Here is a 17505-nt window from a genome sequence, read left to right as displayed (position 1 = left end):
GCGGCTCAGCGCCGCTGGATCCGAGCTGACAGCCTCAGGTGCCGGGCGGCGTCGGGGCCGATCGCCTCACTGATCGTCGACATGACCTCCGGCGTCTCGCGCACCAGGCTGACCTCGAGCCAGGATCCCGTCCGGTCGAAGGAGTGTCCGTAGCCCAGGATCCCCGCCGTCTCGGCGATCTCCCCGAGAGCCGTGGTGGCTGCGGCGGCGTCGGCGGCCGTGATGCCCTCGACGGTGCCTGCGCAGAACGCCGCTCCCACAGTGGGGGCCAGCAGCGCGGACGCCTCGTCCGCGCCCTCGGTGAAGGCGACGTTCAACGTGGTCTGGTCGGGGGAGATCCACAACCCGACGTACCCGGGCAGCGCGGACGCGGCTGCTGCGAGGCCCTCGGGTCCGAGAGCCGTGCCCGAACCGACGACCGGTTCCTCGCACAGCGGCGAAAAGTCCTGGGGGAGCGCGACGCCCGCGCCCGACGGGGTTGGAGCCGCCGGGTCGTCGGCGGCGTAGGCGCGAGCGACCCGGAAGGTAGTGCCGTCGTCCTCGCCGACGAGCACCGTCATCTCCGACCACACCCGCTCGCCCTCCTGGCGCCGCGTCGGCACGTCCTCCCAGGCGAGTCCGGCGAGAGGCACGAGGGCGCCGCCGCACTGCGGAGGGTAGCTCTCGAGGATCATCCCGGCGCACAGGGCGGGGGCCCCATCGAGGTCGAACAGGACACCCGAGGCGATCATGGAGGGCTCGTCGGCGGGCGCAGTCCCGCCCAGCGGAGTGCTGGGACGTGCCGGGCCTAAATCCTTCACTGGCCAGAAGAAGGGCTGTCCGAAGACCAGCCACTCAGCGAACTCGTCGCCGGCCGCCTGGGCGACGGCCTCACGCGTCGCCGGGTCGTCGACGAGCAGGGTGACCTCGATCACGCCGCGGTCCATGAGTCCTGTGGAGAGCCATCCGTTTACCTCGGCGCGCCTTGCGTCGAGCCTCATCAGATCCTCGATCGTCGGGCCGTCGGGGGGAACGCTGACGGCAGCCGGGTCTGGCCAGAGGTTCGACGCTGGACGCGGAGCCGCGGGGTCGTCCGCAGGGAAGACCGCCTGGACGTCGAAGGCCGGGCCATCGAACCGGCCGACCACCGTCGCGTCAGCCCAGCGGAAGGAGCCGGACTCCTCTCGCCAACCGACGTCGGCCCAGGTGAGGCCCGAGACCGGTAGCGGCTCCTGCGAGCAGCCCGGGGGCAGGGACGTGAGGACGCCGCCCGTGCAGATCCCGATCGCATCTCCATTCCCCATGAGGGTCACGTCGGCTCCGAGGATGCCAGTTGTCGGCACGGCCGGGATCACGGGCGAGGTGGACGCGCTGGCGTCGGCCGGGATCGCCACCTGCGGTCCGCGGCTGGCCTGGCTCCCGATCACGACGGCGCCGATGAGCACAGCAGCAGCGGCAGCGACCGCCAGCCACCTCACGGGGTTGTGGCCGTCCCTTGTCCGCCGGCCGAGGATGTCGGTCAACAGGTGTTGCTTCGTCCGGGGCCAGTCGGGCGCCCTGGGGGTGGTGGGTCGGATCTTGGCGAGGTCGTCGTAGCCGGTCATGTCGGGCTCCCTTCCCAGGCGAACTCTGGGCTTGTCTCGTGGAGGGCGGCGGCCATGCGCTGCCGCGCCCGGTGCAGGCGGACGCGCAGCGCGCCCGGGGTGCAGCCGAGGACGCTGGCCGCCTCGGCGCCGCTCAACCCGTCCCAGACGGTCAGCAGCAGCGCCTCGCGCTCGTCGTCGGTCAAGGCGCCGAGCGCCGTCGCCAGATCAGCGCGCCTGCCGGCGGTGACCTCCGCCGAATCAGCGGTCAGGTCCTGGAGACGGGCCACCCGCTCGGCCGTGGCGATCCCGGTGGCCTGCGCTCGGTAGCGGTTGCGGATGACGTTTCGTGCGGTGGCGTACAACCACGCGGCAGGTTCCTCCGGCACATCGTCGAGGCGCCGCCAAGCGGTGAGGAACACGTCTGCGACGGCATCCTCGGCCGTTGCCCGCGCCAGGTGGCGCAGGCAGTAGAGCAGGATGCGGTCGGCGTGGGTCTCGTAGAGACTCACGAACCGTTCCCGACGACGTGCCTGCATGCCCGTAAGTGTCGCGAGCGGCGCGGATGTTACAGCGGCCCGGTCAGATGTTCTTCACGACGGGGGCGGCCTGGTACGGATTGGTGGTCTCGGCACCCTCCTCATCCAGGATGAGGGTCTCCAGCGACGGGTCGCCGTTCGAGATGCGCCGGGCCGCCAGAGGCAGCTCGGCCAGCGAGTCGCGGTGGCGCTGACGCGCGTCCTCGAGCGTCGCGTGGTAGACCAACTCGCCCTTCTTGAAGACGGGGACGAGGAGGTCCCGATCGTTGCCGTCGTTGACCGGCGGGGTGCCCAGCCCGATGACCTCGGTCTCGGCGCGCCCGTCCTCGCCGCGGCGTCTCATGGCGAACTTCCTGCCGCCCAGGGTGTTCTTCCCCTTGGACTTCTTCCCGACGGGCTTCAGCTCGCCGTCGGGGTTGTCGGAGTCGCACCGCGCGACGAGCTTGTAGACGAAGCCGCAGGTCGGATGGCCCGAGCCGGTCACCAGCGACGTGCCGACGCCGTAGCCGTCGACCGGCGCGCCCTGCAGCATCGCGATCTGCCACTCGTCGAGGTCGGAGGTCACGATGATCTTGGTCTGGGTGGCGCCGAGGTCGTCCAGGAGGTCGCGGGCCTGGCGCGCCATAATTGCGAGGTCGCCGGAGTCGAGCCGGATCGAGCCGAGTCGGCCGTCGGTCAGTTCGACGCCCAGCCGGATGGCGGACTCGACGTCGTAGGTGTCCACCAGTAGTGCGGTGCCCTCACCGAGGGTGTCGATCTGGGCGCGGAAGGCGTCCTCCTCGGTGTCGAACAGCAGCGTGAACGAGTGCGCGGCAGTGCCGATCGTCGGTATCCCGTAGGTCCGCCCCGCCTCGAGGTTCGACGACGATGCGAACCCCGCGACGTACGCGGCCCGGGCGGCTGCCACCGCGGACCACTCCTGGGTGCGGCGCGAACCCATCTCCACGCAGTCGCGGTCCCCGGCCATTGCCGTCATGCGCGACGCGGCGGCCGCGATCGCGGAGTCGTGGTTGTAGATGCTGAGCAGGACCGTTTCGAGGATGCAGCACTCGGCGAACGTGCCCTCCACCGACAGCACCGGCGATCCCGGGAAGTACACCTCGCCCTCGGGGTAGCCCCAGATGTCGCCGGAGAAGTGGTAGTTGGCCAGCCACTCGGCCAGGTTGTCCTGGATGATGCCTCGTTCGTGCAGGTAGGAGAGTTCCTCGTCGCCGAACCTGAAGTTCTCGATCGCGTCGATCGCGCGCCCCAGCCCGGCGGCCACGCCGTAGCGACGCCCCGACGGGAGCCGGCGGGTGAACAGGTCGAACAGGCTCCGGCGGTTCGCGGTGCCTGCGTTCATGGCGGCCTGCACCATCGTCAGCTCGTAGTGGTCGGTCAGCAACGCTGTTGTCATGGGCACGACTGTATCGGCCCCATAGAGTGGGCTGCATGAGTAGCGCGACCGAAGGTGGCCTCGAAGTCCTCGAGGCGCCAACCGAGGAGTCCGTCAGCCCCTGGGTGACGATCGTCTGGGACGACCCGGTCAACCTGATGAGCTACGTCACCTACGTGTTCCAGGAGTACTTCAAATACCCACGGGAGAAGGCTGAACGGTTGATGCTGCAGGTGCACAACGACGGCAGGGCGGTGGTGTCCAGCGGCAACCGCGAGGCGATGGAGCGCGACGTGCTCGCGATGCAGGGCTACAACCTGTGGGCCACGATGGAGCAGGCATGACTCTCGACCCGGAAGACATCGTCTGGGCCTTTGACGGGAGCGAGGGCCGTGGCGAGGGGCTGTCGGCCATGATCGGCATCTACACGATGCACCTGACCACGCTCCTGCCGGACGCGTCCGACGACCCCTTCGAGCAGATCGTGGCGGACCTGGCCGACGACCCCACCAACCGAATGCTGGGCAATCCACGGCTGGGGAGGCTGTACCCGCCGGCGTTGGAGGATTCCAAGGGCGCCGACGAGTTCTGGAAGGACTCCATCCACTCGCTGACGAGGTCGCGGCTCGAAGCCGCAGAGACCGTCCGGCGGAGCCTGGACGACTGGGACGGGCCGGTGCCGGTCACGCTGGGCGCCGTCGACAGCTGGGCCAAGACGTTGGGCGGCATGCGCCTATTCTGGTACTCCGAACTGGCCGGCACCGACCGGATGGCCGACGTCGTCGTCACGGAGGAGAACGAGTCGCTCGTCGACCTCGTCGAATGGCTCGGCTATCTGCTCGAGGACCTCATGGAGTCGCGCGAGACATGCCTGAACCTGGTGGCCAGCCTCGACCCGGACCAGTTCCAGCCCAGCGAGCGTGACGACTAGACTGCGTGACCGTGAGTGACATCGACCGGCCCATCGGGGTCTTCGACTCCGGGTTCGGCGGTCTGACGGTCCTGCGCTCCCTGGTCGAGCAGCTCCCCAACGAGGATTTCATCTACCTGGGCGACACGGCCCGTGCGCCCTACGGGCCCCGCGCGATCGCCGAGGTGCGCCGGTTCGCCCTGCAGGGGCTCGACTACCTCGTCGCGCAGGGGGTCAAGGCGCTGGTCATCGCGTGCAACTCCGCCTCCGCGGCCGTGCTGCGCGACGCCCGGGAGCGCTACGAGGTGCCGATCACCGAAGTGGTGTTGCCAGCGGCCAGCCGCGCGGTGGCGGCCACCCGCAACCGACGGGTCGGCGTCGTCGCCACCCAGTCGACGGTGAACTCGGCCGCCTACGAGGACGCGTTCGCGATCGCTCCGCACATCACGCTGACCTCCAAGGCCTGCCCCCGGTTCGTGGAGTTCGTGGAGGCCGGTATCACCGGCGGGGACGAACTGCTCGCCGTCGCGGAGGAGTACCTCGAGCCGGTCAAGCGCGCCCAGGCCGACACCCTCATTCTCGGGTGCACCCACTACCCGCTGCTCAGCGGCGTCATCGGGTACGTGCTCGGCAACGGGGTGACGCTGGTGTCGTCCGCCGAGGCCTGCGCGCAGGCCACGTATACGACCCTCACCCAGGCGGGTCTTCTGCGGCACCAGCCGCGTGAGGCGAAGCGCGAGTTCCTGACCACGGGCGATGCCCGTGACTTCCAGGGCATCGGACGTAGATTGTTGGGTGGTTTCGTCAGCAACGCGACCACCGTCGTCATCGACAAGGAGGCAGGCCATGGGCCCGACCACACGTAACGACGGGCGCAGCCCGGATCAGCTGCGCGAGGTGCGCATCACCCGCAACTGGCTCGACCACGCGGAGGGCTCCGTGCTCGTCGAGTTCGGGAAGACGCGTGTGCTGGTGGCGGCCTCCGTGACCGTCGGCGTCCCGCGCTGGAGGACCGGCTCGGGGCTCGGCTGGGTGACGGCCGAATACTCCATGCTGCCGCGCGCCACGCACACCCGCTCGGACCGCGAGGCGGTCAAGGGCAGGATCGGCGGCCGCACGCACGAGATCTCCCGCCTCATCGGACGCTCCCTGCGCGCCGTCGTCGACTACCGCGCCCTGGGTGAGAACACCATCGTGCTGGACTGCGACGTGCTGCAGGCCGACGGCGGCACGCGCACCGCGGCGATCACGGGCGCCTACGTCGCGCTCGAGGACGCCGTGTCGCACCTGAGAGCCCTGGGCGCACTCAAGGGCGAGCCGCTGAAGGACTCCGTGGCCGCTGTTTCGGTCGGTTTTCACAATGGTGTGCCTCTGCTCGACCTCAACTACGAGGAGGACGCCGCCGCCGGCACGGACATGAACATCGTCATGACCGGCTCGGGCCAGTTCATCGAGGTCCAGGGCACCGCCGAGGGCACCCCGTTCAGCCGCGACGAGTTGGGGGCGCTGCTCGACCTCGGCACCGCGGGCTGCGCGGAGCTCACGCGCCTGCAGCGGGCGGCGCTGCAGTGAAGCGTCCCGAGCGGCTGGTGCTGGCCACCAACAACCCGAAGAAGCTGAACGAACTGCGCCGGATCCTGGGCTCCGCGGGCCTGGACGTCGAGGTACTGGGTCTCCGCGACGTCGCCCGCTACCCCGAGCCGGATGAGACCGAGCGCACGTTCGAGGGCAACGCGTTCCTCAAGGCCACGGCCGCGGCGAGGGAGACCGGGCTGGTGGCGCTTGCCGACGACTCGGGCCTCGAGGTCGACGAACTGGGCGGCATGCCGGGGGTCCGGTCCGCCCGGTGGGCGGGACCGGCCCAGGACGACGAGGACAACAACGCGCTCCTGCTCGCGCAGCTGGACGGGGTGCCCAGGGAGCGCCGGAGCGCCCGCTTCGTGTGCGCGCTCGCCATGGTCTCGCCCGACGGCGAGCGGCGCGTCTGGCACGGCACGATGCACGGCCACATCGCCGACGCCCCCGAGGGTGAGGGCGGGTTCGGCTACGACCCCCTCTTCGTGCCGGCGGGGATGACAGTGACGTCCGCGGAGCTCACGCCGGACGAGAAGGACTCGATCAGCCACCGCGGCATCGCGGTGCGGAAATTCGTCGACTACCTGGTGGAGCTTTCATGAAGCAGTACCACGACCTCCTGCGCCACGTCATGGAGACCGGGGTGGTGAAGGCCGACCGCACCGGCACCGGCACCCGGTCGGTCTTCGGCTACCAGATGCGCTTCGACCTGAGCGAAGGGTTCCCGCTGGTCACCACGAAGAAGGTGCACACCCGCTCGGTGTTTGGGGAACTCCTGTGGTTCCTCCGCGGCGACACCAACCTCGCCTGGCTCCACGAGAACCGCATCTCGATCTGGGACGAGTGGGCCGACGCCGACGGCGACCTCGGGCCGATCTACGGCTACCAGTGGCGCTCCTGGCCGACGCCGGACGGCGGGCACGTCGATCAGATCGCCCGCGTCGTCGAATCGCTGCGGACCAACCCGGACTCCCGCCGGCACATCGTGTCGGCCTGGAACGTCGCCGACGTCGACGACATGGCGCTTCCCCCCTGCCACACCCTCTTCCAGTTCTACGTGGCCCCGGCCGACGACGGGGGGCCGGGCATCCTCAGTTGCCAGCTCTACCAGCGGTCGGCTGATGTCTTCCTGGGCGTGCCGTTCAACATCGCCTCGTACGCGCTGCTCACCCACCTGGTAGCTCAGGTGACCGGGCTGCGGGTCGGTGAGTTCGTCCATACGCTTGGCGACGCGCACATCTACTCCAACCACGTCGACCAGGTCGCCGAGCAGTTGGCACGGGAGCTTCGCCCGCTGCCCACGCTCGTGCTGAACCCGGAGGTGACGGAGATCGACCGCTTCGAGCTGGCCGATATCAGCGTCACCGGCTACGACCCGCACCCGGCCATCAAGGCGCCGATCGCCGTCTAGCCGACCCGCCCGGGGCGAGGTCACCGGTGGGCTAGCCTGAGCCCATGAGTGAGCTGCGGCCATCGTTCGAGGAGCGCGACAGGTACCTCGATCTGCTGTCGGCGGCGTACGCGGACGGACGCATCGACGACGTGGAGTTCCGCCGTCGGACCGACGGGGTGCTGGAGGCTGTGACCCACCGCGACGCCATCGCGCAGTTCGACGGGCTACCTCGGCCCAACGTGCTCCCGGCGGTGGTGGATCCGCGCAACGACGCCTCCCACGGGCCGCCCGCAGCCTTCGTCCGAGCCGCCGGCCAACCGCCCGCGCGGCTCGGGCAGCCGCAGCCCTCTCGACGGGGGGCACTGCTTGCCGGTGGACTGGCCGCCGGCGTCGGGGTGGTGGTTCTGACCGGTCTCGTCGGCGTGGGCCGTTTCGATGGACCCGACGCCTCAGGCTGGGAAGAGTCCTGGGTTGCAGAGCCGGTAGGCCCCGAGTTCGTGTCCGACGAAGTGCCAGGGTCGGCGTCGTGGGGGAACCTCATCCCGGAGGCTGGCAACGCCGCACGGGAGTTGGGGTTGGACTCGTTCCACGCCCTCACCGTCGACAGGGACGGGTTGACCGCGCTGGCGTCGGCTGAGCGCTCCCCTGGGGTGGTCACCGAGATCCGGGTCGGGCCCGAGGGAGGCTACTGGACCGAGGAACCATCGGTCGCGGAGACTCGCGGCACGGCAGCGCTCCAGCAGGTCGAGGAAGGGTTCGCTCAGGCGCTGTACCAAGCCCCGCTGCAGGTCGGGGGGACGGCCAGCAGCGCCGAGCTGCTCTGGGCGGCTGGCGGAGAGCCGCTGTTCAAGGTCATCTGCATCGACGGAGCCTTGACCGGCTCAGCGACCTTCGACACGATGGGGTCGATGATCTCGATGGAGGGCCTGCGATGAGGATTGTGGCGATCGCCGCCGTTGCCGACAACGGCGTGATCGGTTCGGGCGACGACATGCTCTGGCATCTGCCCGAGGACTTCCGCAGGTTCAAGGAGGTGACCACCGGCAACACGCTGGTGTTCGGCCGTCGCACCCACGAGCAGATCGGACGCACCCTGCCGAACAGGCGCATCATCGTCGTCACGCGGGATCCTGACTGGTCCGACGACGGCGTCGAGGTGGCCCACTCCATAGAGGAGGCGCTCGACCTCGCCGCACAGACCCCGGAGAAGATCTGCTACATCGGGGGCGGGGCTGAGATCTACGAGGCGGCCTGGCCCTACCTCACCGAACTCGACATCACCCACGTCCACCAGGAGCCCGAGGGTGCCGCGACGTTCCCGCTCCTGTCGGTGCGCGAGTGGACGGAGATCTCCCGCGAGCCGCGGCAGGGATTCGACTTCACCCAGTACCGACCCACCCCACGGGCCAGCTAACCTCGGGGCGTGCCCCGACGCATCCTCCATCTCGACCTCGACGCGTTCTACGCGGCCGTCGAGCAGCGCGACAAGCCCAGCCTTCGCGGCAAGGCCGTCGTGGTGGGCGGCTCCGGCCAGCGTGGCGTGGTGGCAACGGCCAGCTACGAAGCGCGCACGTTCGGAGTCCGCTCGGCGATGTCCGGTGCCGAGGCTCGGCGACGGGCGCCTCACGCCGCCTTCCTCGGCGGTCGGTTCCCTGCCTACCGCGAGTCGTCGCGCATCGTCATGGCGCTGCTCAGAGAGATCTCGCCGCTGGTCGAGCCGCTCAGCCTCGACGAGGCGTTCGTCGACCTGGCGCCGTCGGGCTGGGGCGATGATGAACTCGTCGATCGGGTGGCGTGGCTGCGGTCAGAGGTCACCCGACGGACCGAGGGCCTGACCGCCTCGGTCGGTGTCGGGTCGGCCAAGTTCCTCGCCAAGCTCGCGAGCGAGGCCGCTAAGCCCGACGGTGCCCGCATCCTCCTCCCCGACGAGGAGCTGGACTTCATCTCGCCGCTACCGGTCCGGGCGATTCCAGGCGTCGGTCCCGCCACCGAGCAGCGTCTGATGGCGATCGGGCTCTACACCGTCGCCGACCTGCGCGCCGCCGACCGGGCCGAGCTGATCCGTGAGGTGGGCCAGGCAGCGGGAGAGGGGCTCGCCGCGCTGGCCCAGGGGCGCGACGACCGGGAGGTGCAGGCGCAACGCGACCCCAAGTCGATCTCGACTGAGGACACTTTCCAGACCGACCTCACCGACCCGGTCCAACTCGAACTCATCCTGCGGAGGGACGCCGCAGGGGTGGCCGGGAGGCTGACCCGGGCGGGCTACTTCGCGCGCACGGTCACGCTCAAGGTCCGGTTCGCCGACTTCACCACCCGCACCATCGCCCGCTCGCTGGGCGGAGCGACCGATTCCGTCGACGCGATCACCGCGGCCGGCGTGTCGTTGCTGTCCGAGGTGGACGTGAGGCCGGGGGTGCGGTTGCTCGGCATCGGAGTGTCCAATTTCACCACCGCGGCGCAGGAGCGACTGTTCGGCGAGGATGATCCGCCGCCCGCCAGCACCTCCACCACCACGGGGGCCGACACAGAGGTGGCGCTCAGCGGGGTGCGGGGAAGTGGCTATCACCCGGGTGCCGACGTCGAGCATGACGTCCATGGCCGGGGTTGGGTCTGGGGTTCGGGACTGGGGCGCGTCACCGTCCGATTCGAGACGCGCGACACCGGGCCGGGCCCGATCCGGACGTTCGCCGTCGACGATCCCGCGTTGCGACCGGCCGGCCTCTACCCCCTCCCGCTCGCCGTCTCCACCGACGACGAGTAGACGTATAGCCTTGCCGCATGGGCAAGCGGATGTTCACTGCGGTGCTGCCGCCCGAGGACGTGGTGCAGCAGATTGACACGTTGGTCGAGCCGCGGCGGGAGGCCGCGCCCGACCTGCGCTGGCGGCGGCCGGACGGGTGGCACCTCACGACGTCGTTCATGGGGTCGGTGCCCGACTCCCACCTCGAGCGCCTCGTCGAGGAACTCGGTGCTGCCGCCGCGCGTACGCCGAGATTCGTTGTGCGCCTGAGCGGCGGGATCGCCTTCCCGCACGCGGGGAAGGCCAAGATCCTCGCCCTCGCCGCGCACGGTGCGGAAGGTGGGCTGGACGCGCTCGCCCGTCGTTGCCGGTCAGCGGCCAACAACGCGGGGGTGGCGGTCGACGGCGCGACCTTCGTCGGGCACCTCACCCTTGCCCGTCACAACCGGGGCATCGAGGCCACGCGGTGGCTGGGGATACTCGATTCCTTCCCCGGCTGGTCCTGGACGGCCGACGAACTCGTGCTGATCGAGTCGCACCAGGTGGGGCGCCACTACGAGGTCGTTGAGCGCTTCGCGCTGCGCTAAACTCGCCTCTGCCCGCGGAAGTGGTGGAATTGGTAGACACGCAGGATTTAGGTTCCTGTGCCTTCGGGCGTGAGGGTTCAAGTCCCTTCTTCCGTACCAGCGCTATTTAGTAGCAGTAGCCGATTTTCTTCAAGAGAACTCCCGGTCCCGGGTCGTCGGGGCCGGGAGTTCTGCGTTCAAGGGCGTCGTGCCCCTTCGCGTCGCGGCTCCGAATGCGCCCAGCGGTGTCAACCAGACGTTGGACAGCCCCCGGACAGCGAAAAGCCCCCGTCCGGACCTGTATCCGGGCAGGGGCTGGTAGGGCGAGGTGTTACGTGGTGATCGGCTCCGTCGTGGCGGGTGAAGTGGCGAGGATGGCCTCTTCGGGTCCTGCCCTCGTGTCTGGCGGCTGGTGGTCCGGGTCGGTCCAAGCGGGGTCGTCGGGATCGGGCAGGTAGGGGTCCGGGGCACCTGTCCAGCGCTCGAAGAAGTCGGTCGGCATGTGGAAGATCAGGCGGGTGTTCACCGCGTCCACGAAGAACGCCAGCGCCAGGGCGATCTTGTTCTTCCCCAGCACCTTGATCGAGCCCTTCGCCAAGCGACCGTGGTGGTCCTTCAGGTTGCTGTTGGCGGTCTCGGAGAGGTTTCGAGCACCGTAGGCGTGCTCCCACTCCGGCGATCCCCAGACGTAGGGCTGGTAGAAGCGGATCGCCTCGCTGCGAGATCAAGTCTGTGCTCCGGCGCGAGTGGTCTCGGGTCGGGGGGGTCGATCTCCGATCCCGAGTTGACCGAGTACGCGACGCACATCAGCGAGGGCACTCGCATCCAGATGCGGGTCGAGTAGGTCAGGTGGGGCGCAGCGGCGAGGGGAAGCGTCCGTTGCGCCCCATCACCCTCCGGCGGTGTTCCAGGGTGTCGGACCCGCCTGCTAGAAATGTTCGCGAGCCCGGCTAGACCGGGACCACGAGAAGGGAGCCATTATGGCCAAGTCAGTCTTCTACTCATTCCACTACGACCGGGACAAGTTTCGAGTGAACTTGGTCCGCGAGATCAAGTCAATCGCTGGAGGGTCTGAGGTCACGGGGCAGAACTGGGAGGAGGTCCGCTACAAGACCGATACCGCCATCCAGAACTGGATCGACAAGGAGATGAACTACAAGAAGGCGGTCATCGTCCTAGTCGGTCGACAGACCGCCGAACGGCCCTACGTGCAGTACGAGATCGAGCGTGCGTGGTCCATGAAGAAGCCGCTGCTCGGAGTGCGCATCCACGGACTCGCCTCTATGCGCGACGGGGCCGATTCCGCTGGCGCAAACCCGTTCGAGGTAGCAGGGCTCTCCGGTGTGCCGCTCTTCGATCCCACCGCAACTGACTGGTCCGGGCGGATCGACACCAAGGCGACCTACAACGAACTGGCCCGCCGACTGCCCGTCTGGGCCGAGCAGGGTGTCACGAAGTGGCCGTGAACAAGGACGGCTGTCCCTTCTGCGAGATCGTCCTACGCGACGATCCAGACGCCCGCGAGGTCTACCGCGACGAGTACGTCGTCGCCTTTTTCCCGACCGAGCCTGCTGTCCTGGGCCACACGATGGTGGTTCCCCGGAAGCATGTGGCGGACATCTGGAAACTGGATGAAGAGACCGCTGGTCATCTGGCCCGCGCAACAGTTCGGCTCGCTGGAGCGATCCGGGAAGCGCTCCACCCCGAGGGTCTCAACGTCATCCAGTCTAACGGAGAGGCGGCGACACAGACCGTCTTTCATCTCCACGTGCACCTCGTTCCTCGCTGGGACGGCGATGCGATGGGACCGATTTGGCCGGAGGGCACGGACTACAGCGAGGCCGGGAAGGACGACACTCTGGTACGCGTCCGCGAGGCGTGCAGGTCGATGAAGCCGTGACGGGTGACGACACTCCCTGTCGAGAGGACCTCCACAAGCACCTCGACTTTATCCAGGCTGTCGTCACGCGCATGTCTGCCGCGTCCACGAGCACCAAGAGTTGGCTGCTGCCCGTAGTCACGGCAACCTACGGCTACGGCATGACTCAGAACGCCTGGTCCGTCATTGCACTCGGTCTTGGCGCGGTCCTGCTTTTCATGTTCTTGGACGCTCACTACCTGGACAGGGAGAAGGCGTACCGCGCCCTCTACGACGCGGTAGCGCGCAACAAGGGCATACCGCTGTTCAGCCTCGATCCGCGCGAGGTTCAGCGATGCGGCCAGGTTCCCGAGAACCAGCATGACATCACGGCCGACGAGGTAGACGACCAGGCCACAGGAGCAGTGGATACGCCGGAAAAGGGGCCACGGTTCCAGTTCTTGAATGACTGGAAGCCCGACACCTCCGTATGGAAGTCCTGGGCTATCACGCCGTTCTACGGCTCGCTCCTTCTTGTCGGCCTGATCCTCCTGGTCCGCGTCTGCCTCATGACTTGACGTTCTGCGACTCGTACGACTGTGCGTCTACGCTCGATAGCACCCAGTAGTCCAAGCCCACATCAGGAGGGACCGTCATGACCCAGCAGCACGCCAAGAACTCCCTCCAGGCCGACATGGAGGCGCTTGCCGAGGTCTTCGATGCCGAGGACCGAGAAGACCGCCGCAAGGAGGCCCAGCGCCGCCGTGACGGACTTGCCGAGCCCAAGCGGGACATCAGGACGTTCGACGGCTTCGCGGACGGCGGGGCGGCTCCCCGAGACTGAGGTCGGGCTCAGCGAATGCTGATCCACGCCTCCTCCAGCAGAACCGACGCAAGCGCGTACTCGGTGCGGTCCCGGTCGAGGTCGGGGACGAGATGGGTGAGGTCGTTCGTGGCGCGCTCGGCTGCTTCGAAGATGGCGGAGATCAAGGTCTGCCGGTTCGTCGCTCTCATGCGCCTGGACTGTAGCCAGGATGGGCGGCATCTTCAGCCGCTTCTGACTGGTTCCTCTTGCTGGACCGAGCCGGTGAGTGCTACCAGACCGTGAGTGTCCGCTCGTCGGCCAACTCCCGTTCGATGCGAGCAAACTCCTCGCGGGCTTCATCTAGAAGAGCCATCGTGGCGCGGGAGGCCACGATCCGGCTGGGGGACGCTACGCCGGGAACTGTAAGCATGGATGCCGTCACTTGGTTCAAGGCGATGAGCGCTCCCTGAGCGGGGTCAGCAAGCCCAGCGTTCGTCCGTCCTGCCAACTTCCACAGGTCCCCGTCGAGACCCGACTGGTTGAGGCGTACACCCTTGGGGTAGGCGTGAACCTCGTGACTCGCCCAGGTGTAGTAGGGACGCAAGTGGTCGATGCCTGCGATGACCTCCAACTCCTCGAACGTCCGCTTCCTCAGCCCAGGCAGATCGCCCGCCCAGCCCATCTTCCGGTCGAGATCGGGGAAACGCTCCAGCACTTCGGCCTTCGTCGTGCGAAGTGCCGCCATCTCTTGATCGGTGAACGGCTCATGTTTGAGGCGCTCCGCGTACCGCTGATACTCCTCGGCATCCATCAGGTTGGTGATGTGATCGAACAGCAAGAACCTCGTCCCAATGTCGGCGTGCTCCGGGGTGCTCCCGTACTCGGTGAGGACGGAGGCGACGACTGCCCCCTCGTGCATGCTGCGGCTGACGGCGTGAGCGGCCTTGGGGAATCCAGTCTCCAGCAGAGACAACACCTCCAAGGACTGCCGACAGGCGCGCGCCTGAAGCCCGCTCATGGCTTCCAGTAGCGCCCTCTCGCTCTCACTGCCCTCGTCACACTGGTTGGCTTCCTGGTAGCCCTCCGCTCCGACCTCTTGGCAGGCCACGGCGATCATGTAGTAGAGGTCGAGAGCGGTTCCCCACCTCTGACGGATGCGCTTCTCAAACCCTCGGTCGAGACGGCGGTGCTCTGCCAGCATCCTCGGGCCATCGGCCTTCAGCGCCGCCGCTACTTGGGGTGGGCCATGTTCGGTGAGTATCTCCAGTGCCTCCACCAAGCCGCGCTCCATGGCCTCCTCCGAAGACATGCCCGATGACTCGTGCTTCTCCTCCAGGGCCTGCGCGATGCGGAGGTAGGCGTCACTGGAGTCCGAGGCACGGCCCAGGAGTCGCAGGGTGACTCGTCTTCGCCCAGCAAGCCAGTACCGCAGCCTGGCGCGCCACAGCGCTGTCGTAGTGGAGATGTTCACTCTGGAATCGTGCCAGTCGGCACCGACACTCGGGAGATGATCGCTCGGGAGGATGTCTGGGTGGTCAAGTCTAGTCCGGGGAGGGGCTGGCCGCATTGTCACCCAGTGCCCGATTCCCGCTGTGGTGAACCCCCACTAGCCGCTGTGGTGAAGCCCTCAGCAGCCTTTGAGAGAAGGCCCCTGATGTGGGGTTTCATCGTTTCCCTGAATAGCCACCAGTTGATGCTCCCTGCAGTGACGAGCGCTTGTCGAGGAGCGTCCGGCACAGGGTCACGGACGCACGCTCTGGGGCCACGATCAGAGGGCGAAGTAGCGGTCCAGTTCCGCGGCGAGCTCGGTGGACGGGGTCCAGGAACGGGCCGGACGGTCGAGTGGCAGCCAGACATAGCTGCCGTCGCCGGACCGGATGAGCGTCAGCGGTTCGCCGTACTCGTCGGTGAGGATGAGCCGGTCGCCCTGCACGTCCGTGGTCGTCGTCTCGGTGGCGGTGGCCACCTCCGTCGCGATCCGCTGAAGGAGGTCCCCGGGAAGGGAGATCTCCACGCCGCCGCTGGACTCGGACACCCCGACACACACCGAACCCATCTGCGGCTCGAGAGCCGTCAGGTCGATGTCGAACACCGACTCGGCGACGGGGCAGAGCGGCCCACCGCGGAAGGAGGTCATCTCGTCGGAGGCGCGCTGCTGCTCGAAGATCTCGAGGATCGGGGCCAGCACCTCCGACGCGTCCATCGGGTCATCGCCGCAGCGGTTGTACACCGGCACTGCGGTGGTGCTGTCGAAGGTGCCGAAGAGTACGTAGACCGGTCCCCGGACCTCTTCCGGCCAGCATCCCTCGCCGGGCAGCCCGGTCAGGGCTGCAGCGGCCTGAGCCACGAGGGCCGGGTCGGTGAGCGCGTCGATCGGCTCGGCCACACCATCGCGAGTGGGGCAGATGCCCACCCAGTCAGCCTGGTCCGGCGGAGTGTCGGCGGCGATGGCGGCGGGGTCGAGGCAGGAGTCGCGGACGGGCATGGCCGGTCGGGAGGGATTCGAAGGGGAGGGGTTCCCGCTGGGGGAGAGTGCCTCGAGTTCGGCGGCCAACTCCGGCGACGGGCGCCAGACCAACTCACCGGCCTGATAGAGGCCGTTGGTGTGTCGCGTCAGCACGAACGGCTCGCCGTAGGCGTTGAGCAGGGTGAGGTGCGGCTCGGGCGGTAGCTCGAAGAACGGGACCGAACCGGCCACGCCCCGCGTCTCCAGGTCTGCCAGAAGCTGATCGAGGAGCTCGTCTGACAGCTCCACGCCCTTGGCCGTGCCGGGGTCTGTGCCCTGGCAGAGGTATCCGGCCACGCTGCCTGTCGGCCCGGTGGGCATGATCGTCCCCGGCGCATTGCAGGCCTCGTCCGCGGTCAGCTCCAACTCAGGGGCGGGGGTCGACTCGCGCTGCCCCTCCCACAGATCCTGGAGCGTCTCGAAGAACTGGTCTCCGCCCGCGCGGTCGCCGACATTGCGGCACCCGTGCAGCTCTCCCTGCACGGCCTTCCGCGTGCCGTCCGGATACTCGGCGATCACGGTGTAGGCGAGCGTGTATTCCATCGTGCAGGCTTGATCGGGGTCCCGGAACTCGAGCGCGTTGTAGGTGGCGATCGCCTCATCCACTCCCGTGGTGAGCGGTTCCGGCGGCCCGGCGCGCCCGCCCATCTCGACGTCCTCCCCGCAGAGCCACAGCTGAACCGCGCCCTCGGGCAGATCGGTGCCGACATAGTCCTGCGCGGCGGGGCAGATGTCGGCTGCAGTGGTGGCGGGAGATACTGACGGACCGGTGGGATCGCCAGACGACGGCGACGCCGTCGGCGCCGGGGCAGCGCTCGACGTGGCCGGGGTGGCGTACTGGGGTCCGTTGTCCTGCAGCACGTTGATCGCCAACGGCGCACCGATGACCGCGACGCCGGCCACGGCAGCGACAGCCACGGTTCCCACCTGGCGACGGCGGTGCCGGTGCCTGGCGTCGGCGGCCCAGTCGCCGTCGGTTGGCTCGGGGGTGTTGCGCTTGAAGATGCGGGCGAACTGCTCGTCGGTCATGACCACTCCTTGTCGTCGGCCAGGTGGGGGGAGCGCCGCAGTGCGGCGCAGCCCTGGGAGGTGTGGGCCTTGACCGTGCCCTCGGCGATGCCGAGTAGATTCGCGACCTCGGCGACGGAGCGGTCCTCGAAGAACCGCAACACGAGAACGGCCCGCTGCATGCGCGGCAGGGCGTTCAGCGCGCGGATCAGGTCGAGGTTGACGTCCGCGACGGGATTCGCAGAGCGTTCGTCGGCCCCCTGGTCGGGGACCTCGCCGTTCCACTTCCTCCGCCACCACGAGGCGTAGGTGCGGTACATGGTGGTGCGCACGTAGGCCTCGAACTTGTGGTCGTTGCCGATCGACTCGTAGCGCCCGTAGGTGCGCCCGAGCGCGGTCTGCACCAGGTCGTCGGCCCTGTGATGGTCTCCCGTGAGCAGCCAGGCTGCCCGCCACAGGTCATCCCTGGTGCGGCGCACGAATGCGTCAAAGCCGGCTGCGACCTGTTCGAACACCTCAGCTACCTCCCTATCCCTTACGACGCCGTGGGGGGCACGTTCGGTTTAGGGAACCACTGATCAATCATGTCCTGCACCATTGATCAGCACTTCCCGAGCCGATGCTACGGGCATGGATCGGGCCCGCCCCGGAGGACGGGCCCGATGGGC

Annotated in this window: 22 protein-coding genes and 1 tRNA gene; 15 read left to right on the top strand and 8 right to left on the bottom strand. The window is 68.3% G+C overall.

What is annotated here, in order from left to right; genetic code table 11:
* Nucleotides 1-5: 5 nt before the first annotated feature.
* From RPIT_RS09435 to RPIT_RS09425, 3 genes are read right to left on the bottom strand one after another with little or no spacing between them, the layout of a single operon-like run.
* A complete protein-coding gene (locus RPIT_RS09435) occupies nt 6-1583 on the bottom strand; it encodes a hypothetical protein (RefSeq protein WP_077342617.1) in 1578 nt (525 codons plus the stop codon).
* Nucleotides 1580-2101, bottom strand: a complete 522-nt coding sequence (locus tag RPIT_RS09430; protein ID WP_077342615.1) for an RNA polymerase sigma factor — start codon at nt 2099-2101, stop codon at nt 1580-1582. The genes RPIT_RS09435 and RPIT_RS09430 overlap by 4 nt, the downstream gene beginning before the upstream one ends.
* Nucleotides 2102-2144: 43 nt before the next feature.
* Nucleotides 2145-3497: a nicotinate phosphoribosyltransferase gene (locus tag RPIT_RS09425; RefSeq protein ID WP_077342614.1), complete on the bottom strand. Its 1353-nt coding sequence runs from the start codon at nt 3495-3497 to the stop codon at nt 2145-2147.
* Nucleotides 3498-3532: 35 nt separating this feature from the next.
* Between RPIT_RS09425 and clpS the strand changes: the two genes are divergently transcribed.
* From clpS to RPIT_RS09370, 11 genes are all read left to right on the top strand, one after another.
* Nucleotides 3533-3820, top strand: coding sequence for an ATP-dependent Clp protease adapter ClpS (gene clpS, locus RPIT_RS09420; protein WP_077342612.1), 288 nt, complete (start codon nt 3533-3535; stop codon nt 3818-3820).
* Nucleotides 3817-4407: a DUF2017 family protein gene (locus RPIT_RS09415; protein ID WP_077342610.1), complete on the top strand. Its 591-nt coding sequence runs from the start codon at nt 3817-3819 to the stop codon at nt 4405-4407. The genes clpS and RPIT_RS09415 overlap by 4 nt, the downstream gene beginning before the upstream one ends.
* 11 nt (nt 4408-4418) lie before the next feature.
* Nucleotides 4419-5252 (top strand): glutamate racemase, encoded by an 834-nt coding sequence (gene murI / locus RPIT_RS09410; RefSeq protein WP_077344288.1) that lies wholly within the window; start codon nt 4419-4421, stop codon nt 5250-5252.
* Nucleotides 5233-5958 (top strand): ribonuclease PH, encoded by a 726-nt coding sequence (rph, locus tag RPIT_RS09405; RefSeq protein WP_077342608.1) that lies wholly within the window; start codon nt 5233-5235, stop codon nt 5956-5958. The genes murI and rph overlap by 20 nt, the downstream gene beginning before the upstream one ends.
* A complete protein-coding gene (gene rdgB / locus RPIT_RS09400) occupies nt 5955-6563 on the top strand; it encodes an RdgB/HAM1 family non-canonical purine NTP pyrophosphatase (protein WP_077342606.1) in 609 nt (202 codons plus the stop codon). Before rph ends, rdgB begins: the two co-directional genes overlap by 4 nt.
* Nucleotides 6560-7372 (top strand): thymidylate synthase, encoded by an 813-nt coding sequence (locus RPIT_RS09395; RefSeq protein WP_077342604.1) that lies wholly within the window; start codon nt 6560-6562, stop codon nt 7370-7372. The genes rdgB and RPIT_RS09395 overlap by 4 nt, the downstream gene beginning before the upstream one ends.
* A gap of 44 nt (nt 7373-7416) precedes the next feature.
* Nucleotides 7417-8289 carry a DUF1707 SHOCT-like domain-containing protein gene (locus tag RPIT_RS09390; RefSeq protein ID WP_077342602.1) on the top strand — a complete coding sequence of 291 codons (873 nt, stop codon included), beginning with the start codon at nt 7417-7419 and terminating at the stop codon, nt 8287-8289.
* Nucleotides 8286-8768 (top strand): dihydrofolate reductase, encoded by a 483-nt coding sequence (locus RPIT_RS09385; RefSeq protein ID WP_077342600.1) that lies wholly within the window; start codon nt 8286-8288, stop codon nt 8766-8768. Before RPIT_RS09390 ends, RPIT_RS09385 begins: the two co-directional genes overlap by 4 nt.
* 9 nt (nt 8769-8777) lie before the next feature.
* The gene (locus tag RPIT_RS09380; protein ID WP_077342598.1) at nt 8778-10115 is read left to right on the top strand and encodes a DNA polymerase IV; all 1338 of its coding nucleotides are present in this window, start codon (nt 8778-8780) and stop codon (nt 10113-10115) included.
* A gap of 17 nt (nt 10116-10132) precedes the next feature.
* Nucleotides 10133-10681: an RNA 2',3'-cyclic phosphodiesterase gene (thpR, locus tag RPIT_RS09375; RefSeq protein ID WP_077342596.1), complete on the top strand. Its 549-nt coding sequence runs from the start codon at nt 10133-10135 to the stop codon at nt 10679-10681.
* A gap of 14 nt (nt 10682-10695) precedes the next feature.
* A tRNA-Leu gene (locus tag RPIT_RS09370) sits at nt 10696-10780 on the top strand.
* A gap of 211 nt (nt 10781-10991) precedes the next feature.
* Here RPIT_RS09370 and RPIT_RS09365 read toward each other — a convergent pair.
* Nucleotides 10992-11258 carry a hypothetical protein gene (locus RPIT_RS09365; RefSeq protein ID WP_077342594.1) on the bottom strand — a complete coding sequence of 89 codons (267 nt, stop codon included), beginning with the start codon at nt 11256-11258 and terminating at the stop codon, nt 10992-10994.
* A gap of 382 nt (nt 11259-11640) precedes the next feature.
* Here RPIT_RS09365 and RPIT_RS09360 point away from each other — a divergent pair, with 382 nt between their 5' ends.
* The 4 genes from RPIT_RS09360 (at nt 11641) to RPIT_RS09350 (ending at nt 13362) form a co-directional block, all read left to right on the top strand.
* Nucleotides 11641-12126: a TIR domain-containing protein gene (locus tag RPIT_RS09360; RefSeq protein ID WP_077342592.1), complete on the top strand. Its 486-nt coding sequence runs from the start codon at nt 11641-11643 to the stop codon at nt 12124-12126.
* Nucleotides 12117-12560 (top strand): HIT family protein, encoded by a 444-nt coding sequence (locus RPIT_RS15750; protein WP_218121551.1) that lies wholly within the window; start codon nt 12117-12119, stop codon nt 12558-12560. The genes RPIT_RS09360 and RPIT_RS15750 overlap by 10 nt, the downstream gene beginning before the upstream one ends.
* Complete coding sequence (locus RPIT_RS15745) at nt 12539-13096, top strand: hypothetical protein (protein WP_218121552.1); 558 nt, start codon at nt 12539-12541, stop codon at nt 13094-13096. The genes RPIT_RS15750 and RPIT_RS15745 overlap by 22 nt, the downstream gene beginning before the upstream one ends.
* Before the next feature lie 77 nt (nt 13097-13173).
* Nucleotides 13174-13362, top strand: coding sequence for a hypothetical protein (locus RPIT_RS09350; RefSeq protein WP_077342590.1), 189 nt, complete (start codon nt 13174-13176; stop codon nt 13360-13362).
* Nucleotides 13363-13370: 8 nt separating this feature from the next.
* Here the strand turns inward: RPIT_RS09350 and RPIT_RS15375 are convergent, their stop codons facing one another.
* From RPIT_RS15375 to RPIT_RS09335, 4 genes are all read right to left on the bottom strand, one after another.
* Complete coding sequence (locus tag RPIT_RS15375) at nt 13371-13532, bottom strand: hypothetical protein (RefSeq protein ID WP_169835152.1); 162 nt, start codon at nt 13530-13532, stop codon at nt 13371-13373.
* Nucleotides 13533-13612: 80 nt separating this feature from the next.
* On the bottom strand, nt 13613-14614 hold the full coding sequence (locus tag RPIT_RS09345; RefSeq protein ID WP_143028199.1) for a DUF5677 domain-containing protein: 1002 nt from the start codon (nt 14612-14614) through the stop codon (nt 13613-13615).
* 477 nt (nt 14615-15091) lie between these two features.
* Nucleotides 15092-16858, bottom strand: coding sequence for a hypothetical protein (locus tag RPIT_RS09340; protein ID WP_077342587.1), 1767 nt, complete (start codon nt 16856-16858; stop codon nt 15092-15094).
* Nucleotides 16855-17352 (bottom strand): SigE family RNA polymerase sigma factor, encoded by a 498-nt coding sequence (locus RPIT_RS09335; RefSeq protein WP_077342585.1) that lies wholly within the window; start codon nt 17350-17352, stop codon nt 16855-16857. The genes RPIT_RS09340 and RPIT_RS09335 overlap by 4 nt, the downstream gene beginning before the upstream one ends.
* Nucleotides 17353-17505 lie beyond the last annotated feature (153 nt).

It is taken from the genome of Tessaracoccus flavus (assembly GCF_001997295.1).
Lineage (GTDB): Bacteria > Actinomycetota > Actinomycetes > Propionibacteriales > Propionibacteriaceae > Arachnia > Arachnia flava.
This window is presented reverse-complemented; position numbering and strand designations above follow the sequence as displayed.